The sequence below is a fragment of the Dyella sp. M7H15-1 genome (assembly GCF_004114615.1).
Lineage (GTDB): Bacteria > Pseudomonadota > Gammaproteobacteria > Xanthomonadales > Rhodanobacteraceae > Dyella_B.
This window is the reverse complement of record NZ_CP035300.1, coordinates 849,383-869,883: the sequence shown is the minus strand read 5'-3', so window position 1 is coordinate 869,883 and position 20,501 is coordinate 849,383. Positions and strand designations below refer to the sequence as shown.

Below are 20,501 nucleotides of genomic sequence, written 5' to 3'. Positions count from 1 at the left end.
CGGTGCTGCATACACGTACCTAGATCGTTACGGCGACAGCCGCAGGTAGACGGAGAGCAAGGATGGAATCAACAGGTTTTTCGCATTGGCTGGTCGTGTTGGTAGAAACGTTCGCATTGCTGTTTGTGATGCTGCTGGTGATGGCCATGCTTGTCCTCATAGTGGTCTGGGTAGTGGACCGCAACCAGACGCATAACTCGGTGCTGCGCAATTACCCGGTTGTTGGGCATTTTCGCTACTGGTTCCTGCATCTGGGCGAATTCTTCCGCCAGTACCTGTATTCCAGCGACCGTGAAGAATTGCCGTTCAACCGTGCGCAGCGCATGTGGGTGTATCGCGCGGCCAAGAACACGGAGAACACCAATTCGTTTGGCTCCACACGCGATCTGCGTGGGGAAGGTGTGCCGTTCTTCGTCAATGCGGCATTCCCGTCACTGGGCGATCATCACGTCCAGCCCAAGCCCGTGCGCCTGGGGCCGTATGCGCGTGAGCCGTACGATCACGCGTCGTTCTTCAATATCTCGGCCATGAGCTTCGGCGCGCTGTCTGCACCGGCAGTACGCGCACTTTCGATCGGCGCAGCCAAGGCGGGTATCTGGATGGATACCGGCGAAGGCGGTTTGGCGCCCTATCACCTGGAAGGCGGTTGCGACATCATCTTCGAGATCGGCACCGCCAAATACGGTGTGCGCACGCCGGATGGCAAGCTGGATGACCAGAAGCTGCTGGCGATCTGCGCGCACAAGCAGGTGAAGATGATCAGCATCAAGCTTGGGCAAGGCGCCAAACCGGGCATGGGCGGTTTGCTGCCTGCCATTAAGGTCACGCCGGAAATTGCGGAAATCCGTGGTATTCCGGTGGGCCAGGATTCGCAAAGCCCGAATCGCCACCTGGATATCGCCAATGTTTCGCAGTTGATGGATTCGATCCAGCACATTCGCCTCCTTACTGGCAAACCGACCGGCTTCAAGGCCGTGTTCGGTGACATGACATGGATCGAGGAGCTGTGCGACGAGGTTGACAAGCGCGGCATCGAAAGCGCGCCCGATTTCATCATTGTCGACGGTTCCGAAGGGGGTACGGGCGCGGCGCCTCAAACCCTGATGGAAGGCGTCGGCCTGCCTTTGCACGAGGCCTTGCCCGCATTGGTCAATACGCTGATCGAGAAGGGCATGCGCGAGCGCATCAAGGTGATCTGCTCAGGCAAGTGCATCACGGCGTATGACGTGGCCTGGGCGTTATCGATGGGTGCGGATTTTGTCAATTCCGCACGCGGCTTCATGTTGGCGCTAGGTTGCATTCAATCGCTGCAATGCAGCCGCAATACCTGTCCTACCGGCATTACCACGCAAAATCCGCGTCTGCAGCGCGGCCTGGTGGTGACGGACAAGAGCGAGCGCGTGGCGCACTATGCAAAGAACGTGATGCACGAAGTAGGGATTATTGCGCACAGTTGCGGCGTGGACGATCCGCGCGAACTGGATCGCACGCATTGTCGTGTTGTTGGTGACGATGGCATTTCGGTGCCGCTGATCAAGCTGTTCCCTTATCCGAGTAGCGCGCAGCGGAAAGTCTCAACAGGTTTGTAGTGTATGGGTAGAAACCTGATTCCGTGACCTCTCCTCAGCACGATTCCGCTTGGCAGTTCAAGGAAGCAATCAGCACGATGATGCTGCCGCACTCAGCTATCTGATGCCAGGAAAAAAATCACTCACTGCAACGGGCGGCCTTTTACACCGACGCTTGCAGGCATCGCCGGGAGCATTTCCCTGCTTGCGTGCAACCGCATATCTCGCGGCGGTGACGAACATGCGCTCGCTGTCGAAACCCGAATCGCAGCGCAGCAGGATCGGCGCACGGGTCAACGCCCGCGCCCGTGGAATCATCCGCTCCAGCGTGTATTCGGTTTCCTTGGCGCTGTGTTGGATGCCATCGCGCAGCTCCAGCGCCAGACAATAGCCGGCTTCCCCGCCCAAATAGGCCGCAATGGGCGCGAACCCGTCGTAACCGGCTGCGAAGTATCCAGAACACTGCGTTGATGAATTGCCGATTATCTTTGGCTACACGCCCCCATCGGCCCGCTTGACCCGGCAAATGGGGTTCAAGCAAACCCCATTTTTCATCGGAAATGTCATGGCGTCGATAGGCCGCAGTCACAGAGGATTCCATCCAGCAAGATTCGATGGCGGGTAGTTAACCATATTTCAACACCTCATGACGACAGGCTCTAACCTGTGGGATCGTTCCTGCAACGGGTAGATCAACGAGGTCGATTTCATCAGCGACGGGCGCTGTTGCGCCTGTGTTTAAGTCGAGAGCGGTCATGTTTGTATTGTTTGAATCAGAGTGTTGGCGGGATGGTGTTGCGGTGCTGCCCGAAGGCGAGCGCGATTGTGTGGTTGCGCACGTCATCGGGCCACGCGCCAATTAGTTCCCGAATGGGAAACATGTTTGTCACCGTATTGATCTGAACACTTCAGCCTGTACGCGGTGTTGATGGCCGAAGCCTGCAATGCCGGGCTGGAGCCGCTGATTCGCAACGACGTGCCGGCACTCAAGCGCGATCGGCTGTCTTGGGTAGATCAGAATTACCTGCGCGACGACTTAACCGCGGCGAAGGTCGCCACAGCGCCGCGCATGCCGTCTTTCACGGCATGCGCGGCGAGCTACGCTAGCATTACCGCGGGCGTCTAGTGCTCACGGAGTGTGATCAAGAGAGTGCGTGAGCAACTCGAAAGAAAAGTGTCAAGGCGTACCAACACGCACCACCACTTTGCCGAAATTCTTCCCGGCAAGCAGATCGATCAGACCTTTCGGTGCATGTTCGAGTCCATCGATGAACTCTTCGCGCATCATCACTTTGCCTTGTTTTACCCACTGCCCCATATCGCGCAGAAAATCCGCAAAGCCAGTGGTGAAGTGATCGAAAATGATGAAACCCTCCACGTGCAGACGCTGCGTCAGGATGTGGCGCATCAGCAACGGAACGCGATTGGGGCCGGGTGGAAGTTGCGTGTCGTTGTAATGGGCGATCATGCCGCACACCGGCACGCGTGCGCCAAGAGTAAGGCGCGGTAGCACGGCGTCGAATACCGCGCCGCCGACGTTCTCGAAATACACATCGATACCGTTCGGCGTCACGGCAGCCAGTTGCTCGGCAAAGTCGGGTGCACGATGGTCGATACATGCATCGAAGCCCAGTACGCTCACGGCATAGTGGCATTTGTCGGCGCCGCCAGCGATGCCGATGGCGCGGGCACCTTTGAGCTTCGCGATCTGTCCCACGACTGAACCTACGGCGCCGGTCGCCGCGGCCACCACCACCATTTCGCCGGGTTGTGGCTGGCCGATGTTCAGAAGGCCGTGATAGGCAGTGAAACCGGGCATACCGAACAGACTTAGTGCCAGTGACGGCTGAGGGATGCCGTCGAGTGGGGTCAGGTCACGGCCATCGGACAGCGCATAGTCCTGCCAGCCGCTCATTCCCGCGACAAGATCGCCGGTTTTGAAGGCGGGATGCCGCGACGCTTCCACCCGACTTACCGTGCCACCGGTCATCACTTCGCCCAGGCCGACAGGCGTTGCATAAGAGGGGCCGTCGTTCATGCGTCCGCGCATGTAGGGATCGAGCGACAGATAAATCGTCCGCAGCAGGATTTGTCCTTCGGCCGGTTGTGGAACCGAGGCGTGTTCGAGTCGAAAATCGCTGGGTTTGGGGACGCCGTTTGGTCGCGCGTGCAACAGGATCTGGCGATTGGCGAGTTGGGCCATGGTCGTTCCTTTGGTCGGAGGTAAGGATAATAAGCCATAGCCGTAGTAGTTAACTCAGACCAGTATTAGCGTACGCTTTCACGATCGATGGAGTACGCATCCTACGATGCCTTCGCGTACTTCCCAACAGGATATGTTTGGCCAGCCGCCAACGACCCGCGCCCAAACGCATCACGGTTTTCATTCGAACTTCCCATCATGAAAGATTTTGCACCGCGTCCACTGCCCCGATCGTTCTATCAACGCGATCCACTGATCGTTGCCCCCGAATTGCTGAACAAGGTATTGCAATGCCATGACGGTCGCGCCGGCCGCATCGTGGAGGTGGAGGCTTATCACGGCGCGGATGATCCGGCGGCGCATTCCTATCGTGGCAAAACGCCACGCAACGCGGTGATGTTCGGTCCACCGGGTCACCTGTACGTGTATTTCACCTACGGTATGCACTGGTGCGGCAACGTGGTCTGCGGTGCGGAGGGCGTGGGGTGGGCTGTGCTTATCCGTGCTTTGCAGCCCGTGGCCGGTCTTGACCTTATGTATACCGCGCGTCCGCTTGCAAAAAACGATCGACAGCTATGCAATGGCCCGGCTCGTCTCGCGCAGGCCATGAGCGTAACCAAGTTGCAGGACGGTGTGGATTTGGTTGCCGGTGAAACCTACGCGATGATCGACGACGGCACGCCACCGCCGGATCACCCTATACAGACCACGCGTATCGGCATCAGCAAGGCTGCGGATTATCCCTGGCGCTGGTATGTGGCTGACAACGCTTATGTATCGAAGAAGTGATGCATCGCGTTCAGCGATATCATCATGTTAGCGCAGGTTGTTTCATGATCCACGCACAACCCCACCTCGTGCGGGGTTTTCATTGCCGGGGACGTATCGTGTGCACTACCGTTGTGGAATCTGCGCGCGCAGCTCACGCGTCGTCTGTTGTGGATCGAGCATGCCGCAAATGGCAGATACTACGGCAACTCCGTTGGCGCCAGCAGCAAACACGCGGCGCACATGTTCTTTCTTCAGGCCGCCAATCGCGACAGTGGGCACAGAGCAGGCGGCCACGATCTGGGCGAGGCCGTCGAAGCCGAGCGGTTTTTCATGATCCGGCTTGGTGGGGGTGGCGAACACGGGGCCGACGCCAGCGTAGTCAATGATGGCCGGATCGACCAGGCGTGCAGCACCTTCGTTGTTGACGGAAAGTCCAAGGATCATGTCCGAACCGATGCGTGCACGTGCCAGGGAGGGTGTCATGTCGCCCTGGCCGATATGCAAGGCATCGACGCCCGCCTCGATAGCCGCGGTGACATCGTCATTCATCACCACGATGGCGCCCGTGTCGCGCAGCGCTTCCATCAGTGCGTGGCCAAGCGCGATGCGTTCTTCCGTAGAGGCATGCTTGTACCGCAACTGCACCATGGTGGCGCCACCTGCCACAGCCTCGCGTGCGGTGTCGATCAGCGAATGTTGCCGGCACAAATCAGGATCCAGCACCAAGTAAAGCGACAGATCGAAAGGTTTCATGCGATCACTATGTCCTGATCAAACAGATCGCCATGCATCACGCGGTCTTCCATGCTGAGCAGGAAGCGCTTGGTTGGCAACCCGCCGCCAAAGCCGGTCAGGCTGCCGTCGCTGCCGATCACCCGGTGGCACGGCAGGATGATGGGTATCGGGTTACGTCCGTTGGCTGCCCCTACAGCACGCACAGCCAATGGCTGGCCGATGCGCCGCGCCAGTTCGGCGTAGCTGATGGTAGCGCCATAGGGAATCTTCGCCAACGTGAGCCATACCTGCACCTGGAACGACGTGCCCAGCGGATGCAGTGGCAGATCGAAGGTTTGTCGTTTGCCGGCAAAATATTCCTCCAATTGCTTGCGCGCAAAGTCAAGCTTGGACGAATCGCGTTGCCAGCGAGGATCGAGCTCTTTCTGGTGCTTGCCGGTTTCGAACCATACTTCACGCAGCCCTTGCGCATCCGCGGCCAGCAGCAACTTGCCGATCGGAGTGGAGAGATAGTCGTACCAGATGGTGTCATTAACGGTTGTCATGCGGTTGCCTTCTGACGTGAGGATGGCGCTGGTTTGGGTTGCTCGCTCATGCTGCGCCAAAGATGCATCACCGCGTAGGCGCGCCACGGGCGCCACGCTTCGGCCAACGTCGTCAGTGCCCTGGTGCTGAGCATGTTCTCATCGCCGGATGCAGCACGGCGAAGGATCAGGTCCGCAGCGGGGAAGGCATCCGGATGGCTGAGCGCGCGCATCGCCATGTAATGCGCGGTCCATTCGCCGATGCCGGGCAGGGCAACCCAGCGCAGCACGAATTCATCCAGCGATTGCTCGACGCGAAAGTCCACGCATCCATCCAGCACGGCGCGTGCTACGCCGCGAATGGTTTGCGCACGTGCCGTTGTGATGCCGAGAGAACGCAAATCGGCATCGACCAGTACCTCCGGCGCGGGGAACAAGCGCTCCAAGCCCGAGCCCACCGGTACTGGTAAGGCTTTGCCATAGCGCTGCACGATGCGCGATGCCAGCGTGCGTGCGGCAGCAACGCTGACTTGTTGGCCGAGGATTGCGCGCACCGCGACCTCGAAACCATCCCAGCTCCCCGGCAAGCGCAGGCCAGGGCGTTTGCGGAACAACGGTTTTACGTGAGGTGTCGTCTGCAGCGCCGCGCCGATCGCCTGTGGATCGGCATCCAGATCGAACATACGACGGATGCGTGTAACCACGGTCAACATCTGTGTCGGTTGCGGACAATGCAGTTGCAGGCGCAAGGCATATTCATCGTCGGACCACGCACTCAGCCGCAACCAGCCAGGTGTTTCGGCGGGACCAAATACGCGGCAATAGCTATCATCATCGACACGTTCAATGCCGGGCAGGGCACGGCCACGCAGAAATGCCAGCAACGAAGCGAAGTCATACGGCGGGCGATAGCTCAGGCGTAAACTTAGGCTGTCGTCGTTGACTGCAGGGGGATGACGGCGCAGATCGCGAGGCGCGATGTGATTGGCCTGCGCAAACGCGGCATTGAAGCGCCGCAGGCTGCCAAAACCGGAAGCCAATGCCACGTCGGTGACCGACATGCGTGTTTCGGTCAGTAATTGCTTGGCAAACAGCAGGCGACGGGTGGTGTGCACGTCCATCGGCGGCGCACCCAGTCGCTCCACGAACAGGCGGCGCAAGTGCCGGGCGCCTACGCCCACGCGTTGGGCAAGTACATCGACAGGATGATCTTGCAGCAAGCCGCTCTCGATCAGCTTCAACGCACGCGTCACCACGTGATCACCGCGCTGCCAGATATCGTTGCCAGGCGCCAGTTCCGGCCGGCAACGCAGACAAGGCCGGAAACCGGCCACCTCCGCCGCCGCCGCCGTGGTGAAAAAGCGGACATTCTCACTTTTCGCCGTGGGAGCCGGGCATACCGGCCGGCAGTAAATGCCCGTGCTGCGCACCGCGATAAAGAACAAACCATCAAAACACGCATCGCGGCTCAAGCGGGCGCGTTCGCAGGCTTGCAAGTCGAGCGTGGGGAGAGGGGAGGTCTCGGACATGGGTAAAGGCTAGCATCGCGGATAACCAGAAACTCGCCGTTTTCGGACATGAATGCCAGGCCCGTTCGTCGATGGTTCCGAGTAGCGTGTCCTTGAGCGCTTGGCTCTCTTGCCGCACTGCAGTTGGCGGCCTTCAAACAGGGCGACCATAATGAGGGACTTTTCCCTACGGTAACCGCAGGTATCACGATGAACGCCCCCACCCGTATCGACACGACCCGTGTTATTCATGCCCCGCAGGGCACGACGCTGAGCTGTAAAAGCTGGCTGACCGAAGCTCCTTACCGCATGCTGCAGAACAATCTGGACCCGGTCGTGGCGGAAAATCCTGCCGAGTTGGTGGTTTACGGTGGCATTGGCCGTGCCGCGCGCAACTGGGAGTGCTTCGATGCCATCCTGCGCGCACTACGCAATCTCAACGACGACGAAACTCTGCTGGTGCAATCCGGCAAGCCGGTCGGTGTCTTCCCGACCCATCCTGATGCGCCGCGCGTGCTGATTGCCAATTCCAATTTGGTGCCGGCTTGGGCCAACTGGGAGCACTTCAACGAACTGGATAAGAAAGGCCTGATGATGTACGGCCAGATGACGGCCGGTTCCTGGATCTACATCGGTTCGCAAGGCATCGTGCAGGGCACCTACGAAACCTTCGTGGAAATGGGCCGCCAGCACTACCGCGGCAGCCTTAAGGGCAAGTGGATTCTTACCGCCGGCCTCGGCGGCATGGGCGGCGCGCAACCGTTGGCCGCATCGCTGGCCGGCGCCTGCAGCTTGAATATCGAATGCCAGCAGAGCCGTATCGATTTTCGCCTCAATACGCGTTACGTTGATGAACAGGCTACCGATCTCGACGACGCGCTTGCCCGCATCGAGAAATACACCAAGGCCGGTGAAGCGAAATCCATTGCATTGCTTAGCAACGCCGCCGACGTTCTACCGGAACTCGTGCGCCGAGGCGTAAAGCCCGATGCGGTGACCGACCAGACCAGCGCACACGATCCGGTCAACGGCTACCTGCCGCTGGGTTGGACGGTAGCGCAGTGGTTCGAGCGCCGCAAGAGCGATCCGGCCGGCACGGCCAAGGCCGCCAAGCAGGCGATGAAGAAACATGTCGAAGCCATGCTCGCATTCCACGCGCAAGGCATTCCGACCTTCGACTACGGCAACAATATCCGCCAGATGGCCAAGGACGAAGGCTGCGCCAATGCGTTCGATTTCCCCGGTTTTGTGCCTGCGTTCGTGCGCCCGCTGTTCTGCCGTGGCGTGGGGCCATTCCGGTGGGTGGCGCTTTCCGGCGATCCGGAAGACATCATGAAGACCGATGCCAAGGTGAAGGAACTGATCCCCGACGATCCGCACCTGCACAACTGGTTGGACATGGCCGAACAGCGCATCAGCTTCCAGGGCCTGCCGGCGCGTATCTGCTGGGTGGGTCTGGGCCTGCGTCACAAGCTCGGCCTGGCCTTCAACGAGATGGTGCGCAAGGGCGAATTGAAGGCCCCGATCGTGATCGGCCGCGACCACCTTGATTCCGGCTCCGTCGCCAGTCCCAACCGCGAAACCGAAGCGATGAAGGATGGCAGCGACGCCGTTTCCGACTGGCCGCTGCTCAACGCCATGCTCAACGTGGCTGGCGGCGCAACGTGGGTGAGCCTGCATCATGGCGGCGGCGTGGGCATGGGTTATAGCCAGCACAGCGGCGTGGTGATCGTATGCGATGGCAGCGAAGCCGCGGACAAGCGTATCGCGCGCGTGCTGTGGAATGATCCTGGCACTGGTGTGATGCGCCATGCGGATGCGGGTTATGACATTGCGGTGCAGTGTGCGAAGGAGCAGGGGCTCAAGTTGCCTATGCTGTAAGAGTTCATGACGGTGCTTGCACCGCAATTGCTGGATCTAATTACGTCGTTCATTGTTCACACACCGCTGGTCGGGGCGGTTGATCGTTTTCGGAAATGATATTGCTGCGTCCAACCACTTTGGTAAACGTATGTACCCATGCGCAGCTAAAGTGGACCCCACTGTCAAGACAGTTTTTAGTCCAGTTTAAGCTGCTTCCACAACCTCATCCGCAGCGGAACAGCGCTGCCCTGTTTTCGACATGGATACATCATCCTTGCCGTACTTGTCGATGATCAGCGCACCGCCGCCATTCCTCGTGGCGTACACCGTGTCCGGCGACTCATAGCCAAGGGACTGGTGCGGGCGCTCCGCATTGTAAAACGCGAAGTAGTTCGTCAGGCCGATCATCAGCTCGGCCATCGTGGAATACCCTTTCAGATATACGTCTTCATACTTGACCGTGCGCCACAGCCGTTCGACGAAAATATTATCCAGTGCGCGTCCGCGACCATCCATGCTGATCTGCACACCTTCGCGTTTGAGCACATCCGTAAATGCCTTGCTGGTGAACTGCACACCCTGATCGCTGTTGAAGATTTCCGGCCGGCCGTAAACGCTCAATGCCTCCTCCAGGCAGTCGACGCAGAACGCGGCATCCAGGCTGTTGCTGATCCGCCAGCTCAGCACCTTGCGGCTGTACCCATCGATGATCGCGACCAGGTAAGCGAAACCACGCGGTAGCCGGATGTAGGTGATGTCCGTGCTCCACACCTGACCCGGGCGCACGACCGGCACGCCACGCAGCAGGTAGGGATAGACCTTGTGCTCAGGATGCTTCACGCGGGTCGCTGGACCGGGCGCCATGCCTGCCAAGCCCATCGCACGCATCAGGCGCTGCACGCGCTTACGGTTGACCCGATAGCCTTGCGCACGCATGGTCCTGACCATCCGCCGGCTGCCGTAGAACGGCCTTGCGGTGTACGCCTCATCGATCAACCTGCACAACAGCAAATCCTCCTCGCAGGGTAGGGTCTGCGCGCTCCGTTGGCGATACACACTTGCCCGTGGCACCGCGCTCAATACGCACTGCTGCGTGATAGACAGCGCCGTGTCCGACGCATCGATCCAACTCATCCGCATCGCCATGCTCACAGCCCGGACTTTTTTTCAGCCAGTCCAGTTCCACTTTCAGTCGACCAATCTCGCTGTACAGCCGGTCGTCATCACCGCTCGCCTCGTTCGGCTTGGGACCGCGCTTGGTCTCGAACAGGCTGCCGGCCCGATCCATGATTTCCTTCTTCCACTGGCTGACCATCACCGGATGGACGCCGTACTGCTGGGCAATCTCGTTGATCGTCTTCACCCCTCGCACCGCCTCCAGGCCGACCTTGGCCTTGAACTCCGCGCTGTGCGTCTTACGCTTCTTGCCTTCGCTCATCTGCTCGTTATCCTCTCGCGGAGGACAGTCTAAACTGGTGTCTCAAATCCGGGGTCCTCTCACCCGCCGCATCCAGCGGATCAGCGTCCTGGCGTAGGTGTCGACAAGTCCGCGCACTTCGGGATGGGTGGGACATACCGCGATGAGAACGGCATCGCCATTTTCCAGCGACACATGCTCCTTCCAAAAATTCGCCAGCACAGGTTTGATGCTTATCGGCGAGCTCATTGGACGTCCGTAGATATGCCCACCATAGGCGCGGCGGATCACCGAAACATCGCACTCGAACACCTTTCCAGGGGAAAGCGTCTGCGCCATGAAACCCAGCACGCGCCGGCAGCGTTCCTCGTCGCGCACGGTCGACGGGTCCATGCGCGGATAGACAGCCGGCGGCAAAATCGCCTGGGCCAGCCGATACACGCTGGGATTCTGTGTCCGAAACACCACCGACATCGGAGGAACGGATCGCGGATAGTTGGCTCGCAATATCTCGTGGACCAACATCGATCCCAACGTGTGGCGATCGGCCACCAGGAGCGGTATCGACCGTATGTTCATATTGTCGATATAGACGATCTTTTCATCGGCGCCGTAGAACAGGCGGATGCCTGTGAAGCCGACCAGCTCACGGTCAAGAAAGACCAGCCACAGATCTTCGATGCCTGCGAAATAGTCTTTTCGCGATAGCCAGTGAAACGAGGTGTCGGCCTGGTAGATCAGGTCGGTTTCCTTGGCAAAGGCGAACAGCATCTCCCTTTGCATGGAGGCGTCTAGACGCTCACCGGGACGGCTGAGACGCATCAATTCAAAGCGGCCACGCCGAACTTTGCGTGCGCCTGCTTCTCTGGCAAGAGTGTAAATTGACATGGATTTCCTCAACAAAGCCTGCATTTACCTTGGCGCCGACATAGCCATCACCACGCGCTGGATCCAGGCTCTTGGCGCGAAGCGCACCGAGCCGACCATAACCTTGTTCATGAAGCCGGGGATGAATACCGATTTCCCCTCCATCAGCGCGCGATACCCCGCGACGCCAACGTCATGGGCCGACGGCAGGCGCTTGCCCTTGACCAGGCCAGAGGAAGACATGCCGGCGGCATCTTGAAAGCCGGACTGCGTGGGTCCCGGGCAGAACGTGGTCACGGTCACTCCAGTTCCCTTTAGTTCCGTGTTCATCGCTTCGGACAAGGACAACAAGTAAGCCTTGGTGGCGTAGTAAACCGCCATGTATGGCCCGGGCTGGAATGCAGCCACCGAGGCGACATTCATGATCTTGCCTCGGCGGCGAAGCAATTGAGGCAGGAAGTGTTTACACAGGATGGTCGGAGACATCATGTTGAGTTCGTTGATCGACAGCTCGTCTTCAATGTCGGTTTCCATGAATCGACCAAACACGCCTGACCCGGCATTGTTCACCAGATAGTCGATCTGGATTTCGGCCTTGCCCACTTCCTCGCACAGTCGTTGCGCGCCACCGCGCCTGGATTAGTAGCACCGGTGACAAGGGCCACTTTCGTTTTAGATTCGCTCACATCGATGCCTCTTCGGATAGCTCGCTGGACAATCATTCGGTGACAACATCGCTAGAGCCTGTCGTCATGAGGTGTTGAAATATGGTTAACTACCTGCCATCGAATCTTGCTGGATGGAATCCTCTGTGACTGCAGCCTATCGACGCCATGACATCTCCGATGAAAAATGGGGTTTGCTTGAACCCCATTTGCCGGGTCAAGCGGGCCGATGGGGGCGTGTAGCCAAAGATAATCGGCAATTCATCAACGCAGTGTTCTGGATACTTCGCACCGGAGCGCCGTGGCGAGATTTACCACCCGAGTACGGCGATTGGAAGAATACCCATCGGCGCTTTTGTCGCTGGCGCGATAACGGCACATGGGAAGGTCTGTTGGAACGTGTGATGGATGAGCCGGACTTTGAGTGGCTGATGATCGATGCCAGCCACTGCAAGGTTCATCCTCATGCAGCGGGAGCTCGTGGCGGCAATCAGGGCATAGGTCTCACAAAAGGGGGCGCAACACCAAGATACATTTGGCCGTGGATGCGCATGGTATGCCAGTCCGAATTCTTGTTACAGAGGGTACCCGGGCAGATTGTTCGCAGGCTGCGGAACTGATCAAAGACATTCCTGCTGAGCATCTCATGGCCGACAAAGGTTATGACAGTGATGCCATTGTTGAGCAGGCTCATGAGCAAGGCATGCAGGCGCATATTCCGCCACGTAAAAACCGAAAAGAGCCGCGCGACTACGACACGTACCTGTATCGTCATCGCCACCTGGTTGAGAATGCGTTTTTGTACCTGAAACAGTGGCGTGGTGTGGCGACACGCTACGCGAAGAATCTGTCCTCTTTCCTTGCCGCTGTGCAAATTCGCTGCCTCGTCATGTGGCTCAGAATCTTATGACGACATGCTCTAATCAGTACGACTTCAGTACAAAGAGTTTCCCACTCGCGAGCTATGGTCAATATTGTTGGGCGAGCATATTGCGTAACCAACAAGGCGTAACGCTGAAAATCCTGCCTTCGGATTTTCCTTGCAACCTGCCAGTCTCCGATGAGGTGCAGGCAAGGCAGATTGAAGCGGTGCGTGCACAGCATGCGCTTGGGCTACAAGGTACGCTGTATTTGTTTGTCCCACGCGTGGAAAATAGCGTGGCGTTGGCAGTGGTTTCGCATGCGCATGTGGAGTTGCTGGATACGCGGACTAAAACATCGCTGGGGAGTTTTGATCTTTGATCACAGTGATGAATGGCATTACGTTAGAAGATAAATTCATTATAAATCAATAAGTTATGCGTATAAAATGTATATTATGTAAAATTAACTTTTTGGAAATCCGGGGAAAACATGACCGCTGCATCTCGAGTTCCGCTTATAACAAAGCCCAATACTCAGACGGCCCAATGGTGGTCGGTACGTTCACCGTTCGCGTCTTGAGTCGGCCGCTCGCGCAGCAGTCGAAAAAGGCCAGCACTGGTATAAAGCCTGAAAAGGCTAAGCCCAATTTTGGCGTGTTGTGTGTAACCGGATGAGTAAGTATCCCCCGGCAAAGCCGGGGGCTTTATTGGGTGAGCCCCTCAAAGGGGCGATAACAGCGTGAGCCGCCTGAAGGCGGCGGGCTACACGCCCAGCTTCATCTGGTCGTAACGTTCATCCTCTTGCTCTTGGTTTCGGATGTATGCCCTCACCATCGCTTCGTCCAAGCCCACCGTCGAGACGAAATAGCCTCGTGCCCAAAACGACTCCCCAGTGAAGTTTCGATTCCGTCCTCCGAACTTGCGCGCAATGGTGATGGCACTCTTACCCTTGAGGTAACCCACCACGTTCGACACTGCATACTTCGGCGGAATGCTGATGCACATGTGAATGTGGTCGCTCATCAGGTGGCCTTCCACAATCTGCGATTCCTTGTGCGAAGCCAACTCGTGGAAGACCTCGCCCAAGTGCTTGCGTAACTCTCCAAACACCTGCTTCTTTCTCCGCTTGGGAATGAACACCACGTGGTACTTACAGTCCCAACGGGCATGACTCAAGCTTTGATACTCTTTCATCGTGAACCTCGTCTCTTGGTCGAGATTTCAGGTTCACTACGACCGCCGTATAGGTCAAACCTTGGTGAGTCCCCCGGCAAAGCCGGGGGCTTACCTCATTCTGAGTTAGATGTACAAAACTTCCCGCAATTCCGGATTAAAAACCTGTTATCAGAGACTTCAAACGCCCCCTCTTGATCTCGCAAAACAGACCGCAAATACGCAATCATCCGCGTATTGTTCGTGATCGACGTCAATGGAATACCCCCCTTATTGTGTAGATCGCAGATATGTTCCTGCGAATATCCCATCGCCATGAGCACCGCATCATTGCCTTGTGCAAGCGCTCGGTTTGCAGAACGCATCATGGCATTCGCCGACTGAAGCCGGTCTATTTCAAGCTGAATAAACTTGCTGCTGATAAAATCTTGATTGTCCATATCATCACCTGTTGAGTACAAAGAGCAGGATCGCAATCGGTATCGCCTGTACTGGTAATGCACCACGCGGGACGGCAAAAAAATGGAATAAGTTCGAAAACCTATGACCCGCGTCCCATCGGATGATTCGCGACATTGTGAGAGCGCAAGGTGGATGTGGGCTAAAACACAAGTAGATTCTGGACTGCATGAAAACAGTCGTAATCTATGCAAAAAAAGTGCATACTGTATGCAATTCCACTAGGTTGCGGTAACCGACCATTGAGGTACCCCATGGCCCTCCTCTCCTCCTCCATCGAAGCCCTTAAGCTCGAAGCACGTCCCGCCTCGATTTCCCCGCAGAAAGTCGCGAAGCTGCTGAATATGAGTGTGGGCGACCTGGCAGATGTTGCGGGTGTTCACCGCAATACGGTAAGAACGCACCCGGAGTCTACAGATTCTCCGCATTCTGGTCACCGCAGAAACCATTACCCAAGATCCCAACAAAGCGGCACTGTGGCTGCGGAACCAGCCCCTTGAAGCATTTAGTGGTCGCACAGCTTTTGAAGTGATGACGAGTGATCGTACGCGGGTGGCTCAGAATGCGCGTGATGTGTTGGGATATTTGGCATCGGTTGAGTCTGGATTTGTCGGGTGATTACGAGCCAATTGGCTCGGCCAATCACCCTCTATCGAGCCAATACACCGCGTTATGCCTATACGCCGCTGAGCGGTGCGGGGGCTGCCAAGGCGGGAGGCCGTTTTAACCGGCCTGGCATCGAGGCGCTGTACCTCGCCCTAGAGCTTGAAACCGCTGTGGCGGAGTACCAGCAGATGTTGCCTCACCTTCCACCGCTGATGCTCTGTAGCTATGTGGCTGAATTGGGACCGTTGGTGGATGTTGGTGTTCCCTTGATTTCGGTGCAAAAAGTAACGCTTCGCGACTTTCTGTATCCCTTTGATTATATTGGCAAAATCTGAACGTCATTTTGACCAATTTCTTTGCAATCAACGAGTTGCTGTTACCCCTTGTTGACGCATCCCACCCTCGAACACTTGCGTGCCCTCAAGCTCGACGGCATGGCGCAGGCGCTGGAAGAACAGCGCCTGTTGGGGTAGAACAAGCAGTCGTGTCACCAGCCGCCATCTCGCAAGGGTGGCCACTGCCTAGCGGTATGGATTAGGGTCAGAATCCACACCGTCTCGTCCTCGATTTCGTAGACCAAGCGATAGCTTTCATGTGGGACCATTTCGCGGGTACCGGGGATCTTCCCGAGGCGACCGAGCATCGGGTGCGCAGCTAACCGAGTTGCCGCATCGCTGAACAGATCATCCATCCGGGCAGCCGCCCATGGGTTGTCAGCGGCAATGTAATTCCACACATCAGTGCGATCTTGCTGCGCCTCTGGCGTCCAAATGACTCTCACGTCTGGTTAGCTGCATTGGCACGCCGTGCGGCGAATTCGGCTTCGACCTCTTCATTCGGGCGACCCAGACCCGCGCGCATTGATGCCCGGCCGGCTTCAACCTTGCGACGCAGGAACTCGTCATAGTTCCGCGCCTCGCGCTGGTGTTGGACGAACTCACGCATCAGCTCGCGTAGTACTTGTGATGCCGGCCGATGAGCAGCCTCGGCCTCGGCCATAAAGTCAGCACGCAGCTCGGGCTCCAGCTTCATGGTGAAAACGGCTTCTTTCGGCATGACGGAGATTCCTCTCATTGGGTACTGTCTAAGTATATATATTTTCATTACCCGACGCATCAACAAGGCGAGTGGGCGCTCGGTTCCGAGTGTCGCCAAACAAGTGTTTGGCGACATATCGGCAACAGTCCGTTGCATCAACCTCCCAGTGGCCGCAAAATTATGCGGAAAACTCTGTCGCCATGCGTTACTATACGGAAACGTCATTTTGATGGTTATCCGCTTATGTTGGTAGGTTACATGCGCGTGTCGTCGGATTCCGACCGCCAGAGCACGGGCTTGCAACGCGATGCGCTGCTCGCCGCTGGCGTCGATGCGCGCCATCTGTTTCAAGATCATGCTTCGGGCGCGAAGGATGACCGCGCGGGGCTGGCGCGAGTACTCGAATTCGTCCGCTCTGGTGACGTGCTGGTCGTGTGGAAACTCGATCGGCTCGGCCGCTCGCTGTCGCATCTGCTCGGCATCGTGACCTCGCTCAAGGATAAGCAGGTGGCGTTCCGCTCGCTGACGGAAAACCTGGACACCACCACGCCCTCGGGCGAGTTCCTGTTCCAGGTGTTCGGCGCGCTCGCACAGTACGAGCGCGCCTTGATCCAGGAGCGCGTCGTCGCCGGCTTGGCCGCCGCGCGCAAACGCGGCCGGATCGGCGGTCGGCCGCAGGCGATCACTGGCGAGAAGCTGGACGCCATCATTGCCGCGCTCGATGGCGGCATGTCCAAGGCGGCGGTGTGCCGCAACTTCGGCGTCAAGCGCACCACCCTAATCGAAACCCTGGCGCGGGTCAGCTGGCCCGCGCCATCGCAACTCGGAGCGTAGCAGTGGACGGCAACGCGGAAGATCAGTGGCTGTTGGCACCGGCCGAACGCGAGCTGGTGATGACCAAGAACCGCGCGAATCGGCTGGGCTTTGCCATCCTGCTGACCTTCTTCCGCGAGCGCGGCCGTTTCCCGCGCGACGAAACCGAAGTCGAGGTACAGGGCATAGCCGCCCTCGCCAAACAACTCGACGCACCCATCGACGGTGAAGCCTTCCTCACGGGCCGCACTGCCGAGCGGCTGCGCGGCGAAATCCGCGTGCGTTTTGGCTTCCGCGAAGCGACGGTGGCCGATGCCGAGATGCTGACGGAGTGGCTGCGCGATCATATTGCCGGAGAAGTCGGCGGTGACCCGGATGGAGCGCATCGCGCGCAGCGCGTTCATAACGGAGTCCAAGAGCGGCTGCCGCCCACGACCCGCGAACGCCTGGATGCCTTGCTGCGCCCCGAAAAGTCGGGCGACGCCGAGAGCGCCGTTGAAGATGCTCAAGGCGAAGCCGCAGGCAGCGCGCCGGCCGTTCTGCTGAAACTGCGCGGCAGTCCCGGCCGCCCCAGCCTTGCCAGCATGCAGGACGAGTTGGCGAAGCTGGAACTGATCCGGGGCATTGACTTGCCCGCCGGACTGTTCGACCGGGCTTCACCGCGTGATCTGGAGCGCTGCCGCCAGCGTGTGTCGGTCGAGGTTCCCCGCGATCTGCGTCGACATCCAGATGCTGCACGCCTCACCTGGCTGGCTGCTTTCGTCTACCTACGCGCCCGCAGCTTGACCGACGACTTGGTGGACTTGCTGATCGAGACCGTCCACCAGATCAGCGCGCGTGCCGAGCGCAAGGTCGAACGCGAACTGCTGGAAGACCTCAAGCGCGTCTCCGGCAAACAGAACCTGCTGTTCAACCTGGCCGACGCCACGCTGGCCGAGCCGGACGGCGTGGTGCGCGATGTGGTGTTTCCGGTGGTCGGCGAGCAGACGCTGCGCGATCTGGTCAAGGAGTGGAAAGCCACCGGCTCGACCTACCGCATCACGTTGCGCACCGTGATCCGCAATTCGTACCAGGGGGCACTACCGCCGCATGGTGCCGACCTTGCTGGCCGCGCTTGAATTCCGCTCCAACAACGACCGCCACCGTCCGGTGATGGATGCGCTCGACTTGGTAAAGCGTTTTGCCGACACCAAGGTGCATACCTTCCCGGCCGACGTGGAGGTGCCGCTCGACGGCGTGGTGCGCGGCCTGTGGCGTGAGGCTGTGATGGAGAAAGACGCAGCCGGCCGGGATCACGTCAACCGCGTCACCTATGAAATCGCGGTGCTGGAGGCGCTGCGCGAGCGGCTGCGCTGCAAGGAAATCTGGGTAGTCGGCGCAAACCGCTATCGCAACCCCGACGACGACTTGCCGACCGACTTCGAGCAGAACCGCGAGGACTACTACCGTACGCTGAATCTGCCGCTCGATGGGGAGCGCTTCATCGCCGACTTGCAGGCCGAGATGCGCGAGGCGCTGTTCACCTTCGACGCCGGCTTGAAGAAGAATCCCTCCGTTCGGCTGAGCAGCAAGGGCGGTGGCTGGATCACGCTGACGCCGCTCGATGCACAACCCGATCCACCCAATCTGACTGCGCTCAAGGCCGAACTCAACGCCATCTGGCCGATGACCAGCCTGCTCGATATGGTCAAGGAAACCGATCTGCGGCTGAGCTTCACCGACGCCCTGAAAAGCCCAACTTCCTACGAGACGATGGATCGTTCGGTGTTGCAGCCGCGCCTGCTGCTATGTGTGCACGGCCTGGGCACCAATGCCGGCTTGCAGCGCATGGCCGGGCTGGATTCCGGCACTACGGCGCGCGACCTGGCCTATGTGCGCCGCCGTTACATCAGCGTGGACGCGATGCGCCGCGCGATTGCCATCGTCGCAGACGGCACGCTGCATGCCCGCAACCCGGCGATCTGGGGTAGCGGCACCACCGCCTGCGCGTCGGACTCCAAGCACTTCGGCGCATGGGATCAAAACCTCACCACGCAATGGCATGTGCGCTACGGCGGGCGCGGCATCATGATCTATTGGCACGTCGAGCGCAGCTCGCTGTGCATCCATTCGCAGCTCAAATCACCGTCGTCATCGGAAGTAGCATCGATGATCGAGGGTGTGATCCACCATTGCACCGAAATGGAGGTGGATCGCCAGTATGTCGATTCGCACGGACAGAGCACGGTCGCGTTCGCCTTCTGCCGGCTGCTGGGCTTCCGGTTGCTTCCCCGGTTGAAGGCGATCCACTCACAGAAGCTGTACCGGCTGGAAACCGGCAAGGCCGATGCCTATGCCAACCTGCAACAGATTCTGACCAAGCCCATCGACTGGGACTCGGTGCGGCAGCAGTACGACCAGATGGTCAAGTACGCCACCGCGCTGCGCCTGGGCACAGCGGAGACCGAAGCCATCTTGCGCCGCTTCACCAAGAAGAACGTGCAGCACCCGACCTACAAGGCATTCGCCGAGTTAGGCAAGGCGATCAAGACCATCTTTCTTTGCCGCTACCTGCACGACGAGGCGCTGCGCCGCGAGATCAACGAGGGGCTGAACGTGGTCGAGCAGTGGAACGGTGCGACCGACTTCGTGTTCTTCGCTCGCCGTGGCGAGATGGCGAGCAACCGCCGCGAGGATCATGAGGTCAGCATGCTCGCGCTGCATCTGATCCAGAACTGTATGGTCTACGTCAATACGCTGATGATCCAGAAAGTGCTGGCACAACCGCATTGGCAGGGCAGGTTCACGCCGCGCGACTACGCCGCCCTGACGCCGCTGATCTGGGAGCACGTCAACCCGTATGGGCGGTTTGACCTCGATATGAACACGCGGCTTGACCTGCCGTGATCGAAATGGCGGCTGGTGACACGACTGCTTGTTCTACCCCAATTAGCGCGAATGAGGGCTTCAAAAAGGGGTAACAGCAACTCAAGGGATACAGAAAGTCGCGAAGCGTTACTTTTTGCACCGAAATCAAGGGAACACCAGCACTAAACGAAGTAGTCCAAAGTGGGCAGCCGCCAGCGGCAGGACTGTACTGTGTGGAAGGGGCGATCCGCGTACCCGCTTACGTTAGTGCGCTGCCAATTCAAGGTTGTCGTCAGATGCCGCGTGGACATGCCCTGTGAATCACGAACACTCGTAAGCAACATGTCGTAGCTCGAACTCAATCGGGCTGAGATAGCCCAGGGTGGAATGGTTATATTTTACATAATATACATTATACGCAAATGCGAACGAAAAGGCGTGGGTACACGCGGGTCCAAATGCGCGGGTTTACGCAGAGGGCGAGTCTACCGTCGCAGTGTATTCGGATTCACACGTCACGGTGAGTAAGGGCGCCACTGCGATGTTCGGAGGCGATAACGTGCAATTGCCCGACTTATCCA

19 protein-coding genes and 4 pseudogenes are annotated in these 20,501 nt (G+C 58.6%); 10 read left to right on the top strand and 13 right to left on the bottom strand.

Annotation, left to right across the window (positions count from 1 at the left end):
* Nucleotides 1-62 precede the first annotated feature (62 nt).
* On the top strand, nt 63-1,589 hold the full coding sequence (locus tag EO087_RS04265; RefSeq protein WP_128897782.1) for an FMN-binding glutamate synthase family protein: 1,527 nt from the start codon (nt 63-65) through the stop codon (nt 1,587-1,589).
* Nucleotides 1,590-1,817: 228 nt separating this feature from the next.
* On the opposite strand, the pseudogene EO087_RS16645 reads toward EO087_RS04265, so the two are convergent.
* Nucleotides 1,818-2,009, bottom strand: a pseudogene (locus EO087_RS16645) (IS1380 family transposase); the annotation flags it as partial.
* Between the two features lies 1 nt (nt 2,010).
* Nucleotides 2,011-2,169, bottom strand: a pseudogene (locus EO087_RS04255) (transposase); the annotation flags it as partial.
* Nucleotides 2,170-2,464: 295 nt separating this feature from the next.
* Between EO087_RS04255 and EO087_RS04245 the strand changes: the two are divergent.
* Nucleotides 2,465-2,604, top strand: a pseudogene (locus EO087_RS04245) (Tn3 family transposase); the annotation flags it as partial.
* Nucleotides 2,605-2,745: 141 nt separating this feature from the next.
* Here the strand turns inward: EO087_RS04245 and EO087_RS04240 are convergent.
* The gene (locus EO087_RS04240; RefSeq protein WP_128897781.1) at nt 2,746-3,771 is read right to left on the bottom strand and encodes an NADP-dependent oxidoreductase; all 1,026 of its coding nucleotides are present in this window, start codon (nt 3,769-3,771) and stop codon (nt 2,746-2,748) included.
* 198 nt (nt 3,772-3,969) lie between these two features.
* Here EO087_RS04240 and EO087_RS04235 point away from each other — a divergent pair, with 198 nt between their 5' ends.
* Nucleotides 3,970-4,560, top strand: a complete 591-nt coding sequence (locus EO087_RS04235) for a DNA-3-methyladenine glycosylase (protein ID WP_128897780.1) — start codon at nt 3,970-3,972, stop codon at nt 4,558-4,560.
* Nucleotides 4,561-4,665: 105 nt separating this feature from the next.
* Here EO087_RS04235 and thiE read toward each other — a convergent pair whose 3' ends face one another.
* Genes thiE through EO087_RS04220 form a run of 3 tightly spaced genes read right to left on the bottom strand, consistent with a single transcriptional unit; the run spans nt 4,666 to nt 7,330 of the window.
* Nucleotides 4,666-5,295, bottom strand: a complete 630-nt coding sequence (gene thiE, locus EO087_RS04230) for a thiamine phosphate synthase (protein ID WP_128897779.1) — start codon at nt 5,293-5,295, stop codon at nt 4,666-4,668.
* On the bottom strand, nt 5,292-5,822 hold the full coding sequence (locus EO087_RS04225) for a methylated-DNA--[protein]-cysteine S-methyltransferase (RefSeq protein ID WP_128897778.1): 531 nt from the start codon (nt 5,820-5,822) through the stop codon (nt 5,292-5,294). The genes thiE and EO087_RS04225 overlap by 4 nt, the downstream gene beginning before the upstream one ends.
* The gene (locus tag EO087_RS04220) at nt 5,819-7,330 is read right to left on the bottom strand and encodes a DNA-3-methyladenine glycosylase 2 (RefSeq protein WP_128897777.1); all 1,512 of its coding nucleotides are present in this window, start codon (nt 7,328-7,330) and stop codon (nt 5,819-5,821) included. The genes EO087_RS04225 and EO087_RS04220 overlap by 4 nt, the downstream gene beginning before the upstream one ends.
* 189 nt (nt 7,331-7,519) lie before the next feature.
* On the opposite strand from EO087_RS04220, the gene hutU reads away from it, so the two are divergent.
* Entirely contained in the window at nt 7,520-9,190 is a 1,671-nt protein-coding gene (gene hutU, locus EO087_RS04215) for a urocanate hydratase (protein ID WP_128897776.1), read from the top strand.
* A 186-nt stretch (nt 9,191-9,376) separates the two neighbouring features.
* Here hutU and EO087_RS04210 read toward each other — a convergent pair.
* From EO087_RS04210 to EO087_RS04200, 3 genes are all read right to left on the bottom strand, one after another.
* Nucleotides 9,377-10,610 (bottom strand): IS3 family transposase gene (locus EO087_RS04210; protein WP_240669127.1). Its coding sequence is split into 2 segments (ribosomal slippage): nt 9,377-10,325 and nt 10,324-10,610, totalling 1,236 coding nucleotides; the frame shifts between segments, so codons are not numbered across the junction.
* Between the two features lie 42 nt (nt 10,611-10,652).
* Complete coding sequence (locus EO087_RS04205; RefSeq protein ID WP_128897775.1) at nt 10,653-11,501, bottom strand: hypothetical protein; 849 nt, start codon at nt 11,499-11,501, stop codon at nt 10,653-10,655.
* Nucleotides 11,502-12,059, bottom strand: a complete 558-nt coding sequence (locus EO087_RS04200) for an SDR family NAD(P)-dependent oxidoreductase (protein ID WP_164931759.1) — start codon at nt 12,057-12,059, stop codon at nt 11,502-11,504.
* Nucleotides 12,060-12,255: 196 nt separating this feature from the next.
* On the opposite strand from EO087_RS04200, the gene EO087_RS04195 reads away from it, so the two are divergent.
* Both EO087_RS04195 and EO087_RS04190 read left to right on the top strand, forming a co-directional pair.
* Nucleotides 12,256-13,031, top strand: a protein-coding gene (locus EO087_RS04195; RefSeq protein WP_240669003.1) for an IS5 family transposase whose coding sequence is annotated in 2 segments (ribosomal slippage) — nt 12,256-12,625 and nt 12,625-13,031 — 777 coding nt in all. Because the reading frame shifts where the segments join, the coding sequence is not laid out codon by codon here.
* A gap of 80 nt (nt 13,032-13,111) precedes the next feature.
* On the top strand, nt 13,112-13,363 hold the full coding sequence (locus EO087_RS04190) for a hypothetical protein (RefSeq protein ID WP_205744428.1): 252 nt from the start codon (nt 13,112-13,114) through the stop codon (nt 13,361-13,363).
* Between the two features lie 383 nt (nt 13,364-13,746).
* On the opposite strand, the gene tnpA is transcribed toward EO087_RS04190, so the two are convergent.
* Both tnpA and EO087_RS04180 read right to left on the bottom strand, forming a co-directional pair.
* On the bottom strand, nt 13,747-14,178 hold the full coding sequence (gene tnpA, locus EO087_RS04185; RefSeq protein ID WP_128897727.1) for an IS200/IS605 family transposase: 432 nt from the start codon (nt 14,176-14,178) through the stop codon (nt 13,747-13,749).
* Between the two features lie 95 nt (nt 14,179-14,273).
* Nucleotides 14,274-14,597 (bottom strand): hypothetical protein, encoded by a 324-nt coding sequence (locus EO087_RS04180; RefSeq protein ID WP_128897773.1) that lies wholly within the window; start codon nt 14,595-14,597, stop codon nt 14,274-14,276.
* 636 nt (nt 14,598-15,233) lie between these two features.
* Here EO087_RS04180 and EO087_RS04170 point away from each other — a divergent pair.
* Nucleotides 15,234-15,479 (top strand): annotated as a pseudogene (locus EO087_RS04170) (RES domain-containing protein); the annotation flags it as partial.
* A gap of 230 nt (nt 15,480-15,709) precedes the next feature.
* Here EO087_RS04170 and EO087_RS04165 read toward each other — a convergent pair.
* Both EO087_RS04165 and EO087_RS04160 read right to left on the bottom strand, forming a co-directional pair.
* Nucleotides 15,710-16,003 carry a type II toxin-antitoxin system RelE/ParE family toxin gene (locus EO087_RS04165; protein ID WP_128897771.1) on the bottom strand — a complete coding sequence of 98 codons (294 nt, stop codon included), beginning with the start codon at nt 16,001-16,003 and terminating at the stop codon, nt 15,710-15,712.
* Entirely contained in the window at nt 16,000-16,254 is a 255-nt protein-coding gene (locus EO087_RS04160; RefSeq protein WP_205744471.1) for an antitoxin of toxin-antitoxin stability system, read from the bottom strand. Before EO087_RS04160 ends, EO087_RS04165 begins: the two co-directional genes overlap by 4 nt.
* Before the next feature lie 249 nt (nt 16,255-16,503).
* Between EO087_RS04160 and EO087_RS04155 the strand changes: the two genes are divergently transcribed.
* The 3 genes from EO087_RS04155 to EO087_RS16635 are packed head-to-tail and all read left to right on the top strand — an operon-like array spanning nt 16,504 to nt 19,959.
* Nucleotides 16,504-17,094, top strand: coding sequence for a recombinase family protein (locus EO087_RS04155; protein WP_128897769.1), 591 nt, complete (start codon nt 16,504-16,506; stop codon nt 17,092-17,094).
* 2 nt (nt 17,095-17,096) lie between these two features.
* Nucleotides 17,097-18,191: a DUF4158 domain-containing protein gene (locus EO087_RS16640; RefSeq protein ID WP_240669126.1), complete on the top strand. Its 1,095-nt coding sequence runs from the start codon at nt 17,097-17,099 to the stop codon at nt 18,189-18,191.
* Nucleotides 18,163-19,959, top strand: coding sequence for a Tn3 family transposase (locus tag EO087_RS16635; RefSeq protein ID WP_240669125.1), 1,797 nt, complete (start codon nt 18,163-18,165; stop codon nt 19,957-19,959). Before EO087_RS16640 ends, EO087_RS16635 begins: the two co-directional genes overlap by 29 nt.
* Nucleotides 19,960-20,501: the final 542 nt, after the last annotated feature.

Excerpts from the sequence above, each read along its gene's own strand:
- EO087_RS04235 (WP_128897780.1), top strand. The coding sequence starts at position 3,970 with ATGAAAGATTTTGCACCGCGTCCACTGCCCCGATCGTTCTATCAACGC.
- EO087_RS16635 (WP_240669125.1), top strand. The coding sequence starts at position 18,163 with ATGGTGCCGACCTTGCTGGCCGCGCTTGAATTCCGCTCCAACAACGAC.
- EO087_RS04265 (WP_128897782.1), top strand. The coding sequence starts at position 63 with ATGGAATCAACAGGTTTTTCGCATTGGCTGGTCGTGTTGGTAGAAACG.
- EO087_RS04155 (WP_128897769.1), top strand. The coding sequence starts at position 16,504 with ATGTTGGTAGGTTACATGCGCGTGTCGTCGGATTCCGACCGCCAGAGC.
- EO087_RS04180 (WP_128897773.1), bottom strand. The coding sequence starts at position 14,597 with ATGGACAATCAAGATTTTATCAGCAGCAAGTTTATTCAGCTTGAAATA.
- EO087_RS04225 (WP_128897778.1), bottom strand. The coding sequence starts at position 5,822 with ATGACAACCGTTAATGACACCATCTGGTACGACTATCTCTCCACTCCG.
- thiE (WP_128897779.1), bottom strand. The coding sequence starts at position 5,295 with ATGAAACCTTTCGATCTGTCGCTTTACTTGGTGCTGGATCCTGATTTG.
- EO087_RS04220 (WP_128897777.1), bottom strand. The coding sequence starts at position 7,330 with ATGTCCGAGACCTCCCCTCTCCCCACGCTCGACTTGCAAGCCTGCGAA.
- EO087_RS04160 (WP_205744471.1), bottom strand. The coding sequence starts at position 16,254 with ATGAAGCTGGAGCCCGAGCTGCGTGCTGACTTTATGGCCGAGGCCGAG.
- EO087_RS04205 (WP_128897775.1), bottom strand. The coding sequence starts at position 11,501 with ATGCAGGCTTTGTTGAGGAAATCCATGTCAATTTACACTCTTGCCAGA.
- hutU (WP_128897776.1), top strand. The coding sequence starts at position 7,520 with ATGAACGCCCCCACCCGTATCGACACGACCCGTGTTATTCATGCCCCG.
- EO087_RS04240 (WP_128897781.1), bottom strand. The coding sequence starts at position 3,771 with ATGGCCCAACTCGCCAATCGCCAGATCCTGTTGCACGCGCGACCAAAC.
- tnpA (WP_128897727.1), bottom strand. The coding sequence starts at position 14,178 with ATGAAAGAGTATCAAAGCTTGAGTCATGCCCGTTGGGACTGTAAGTAC.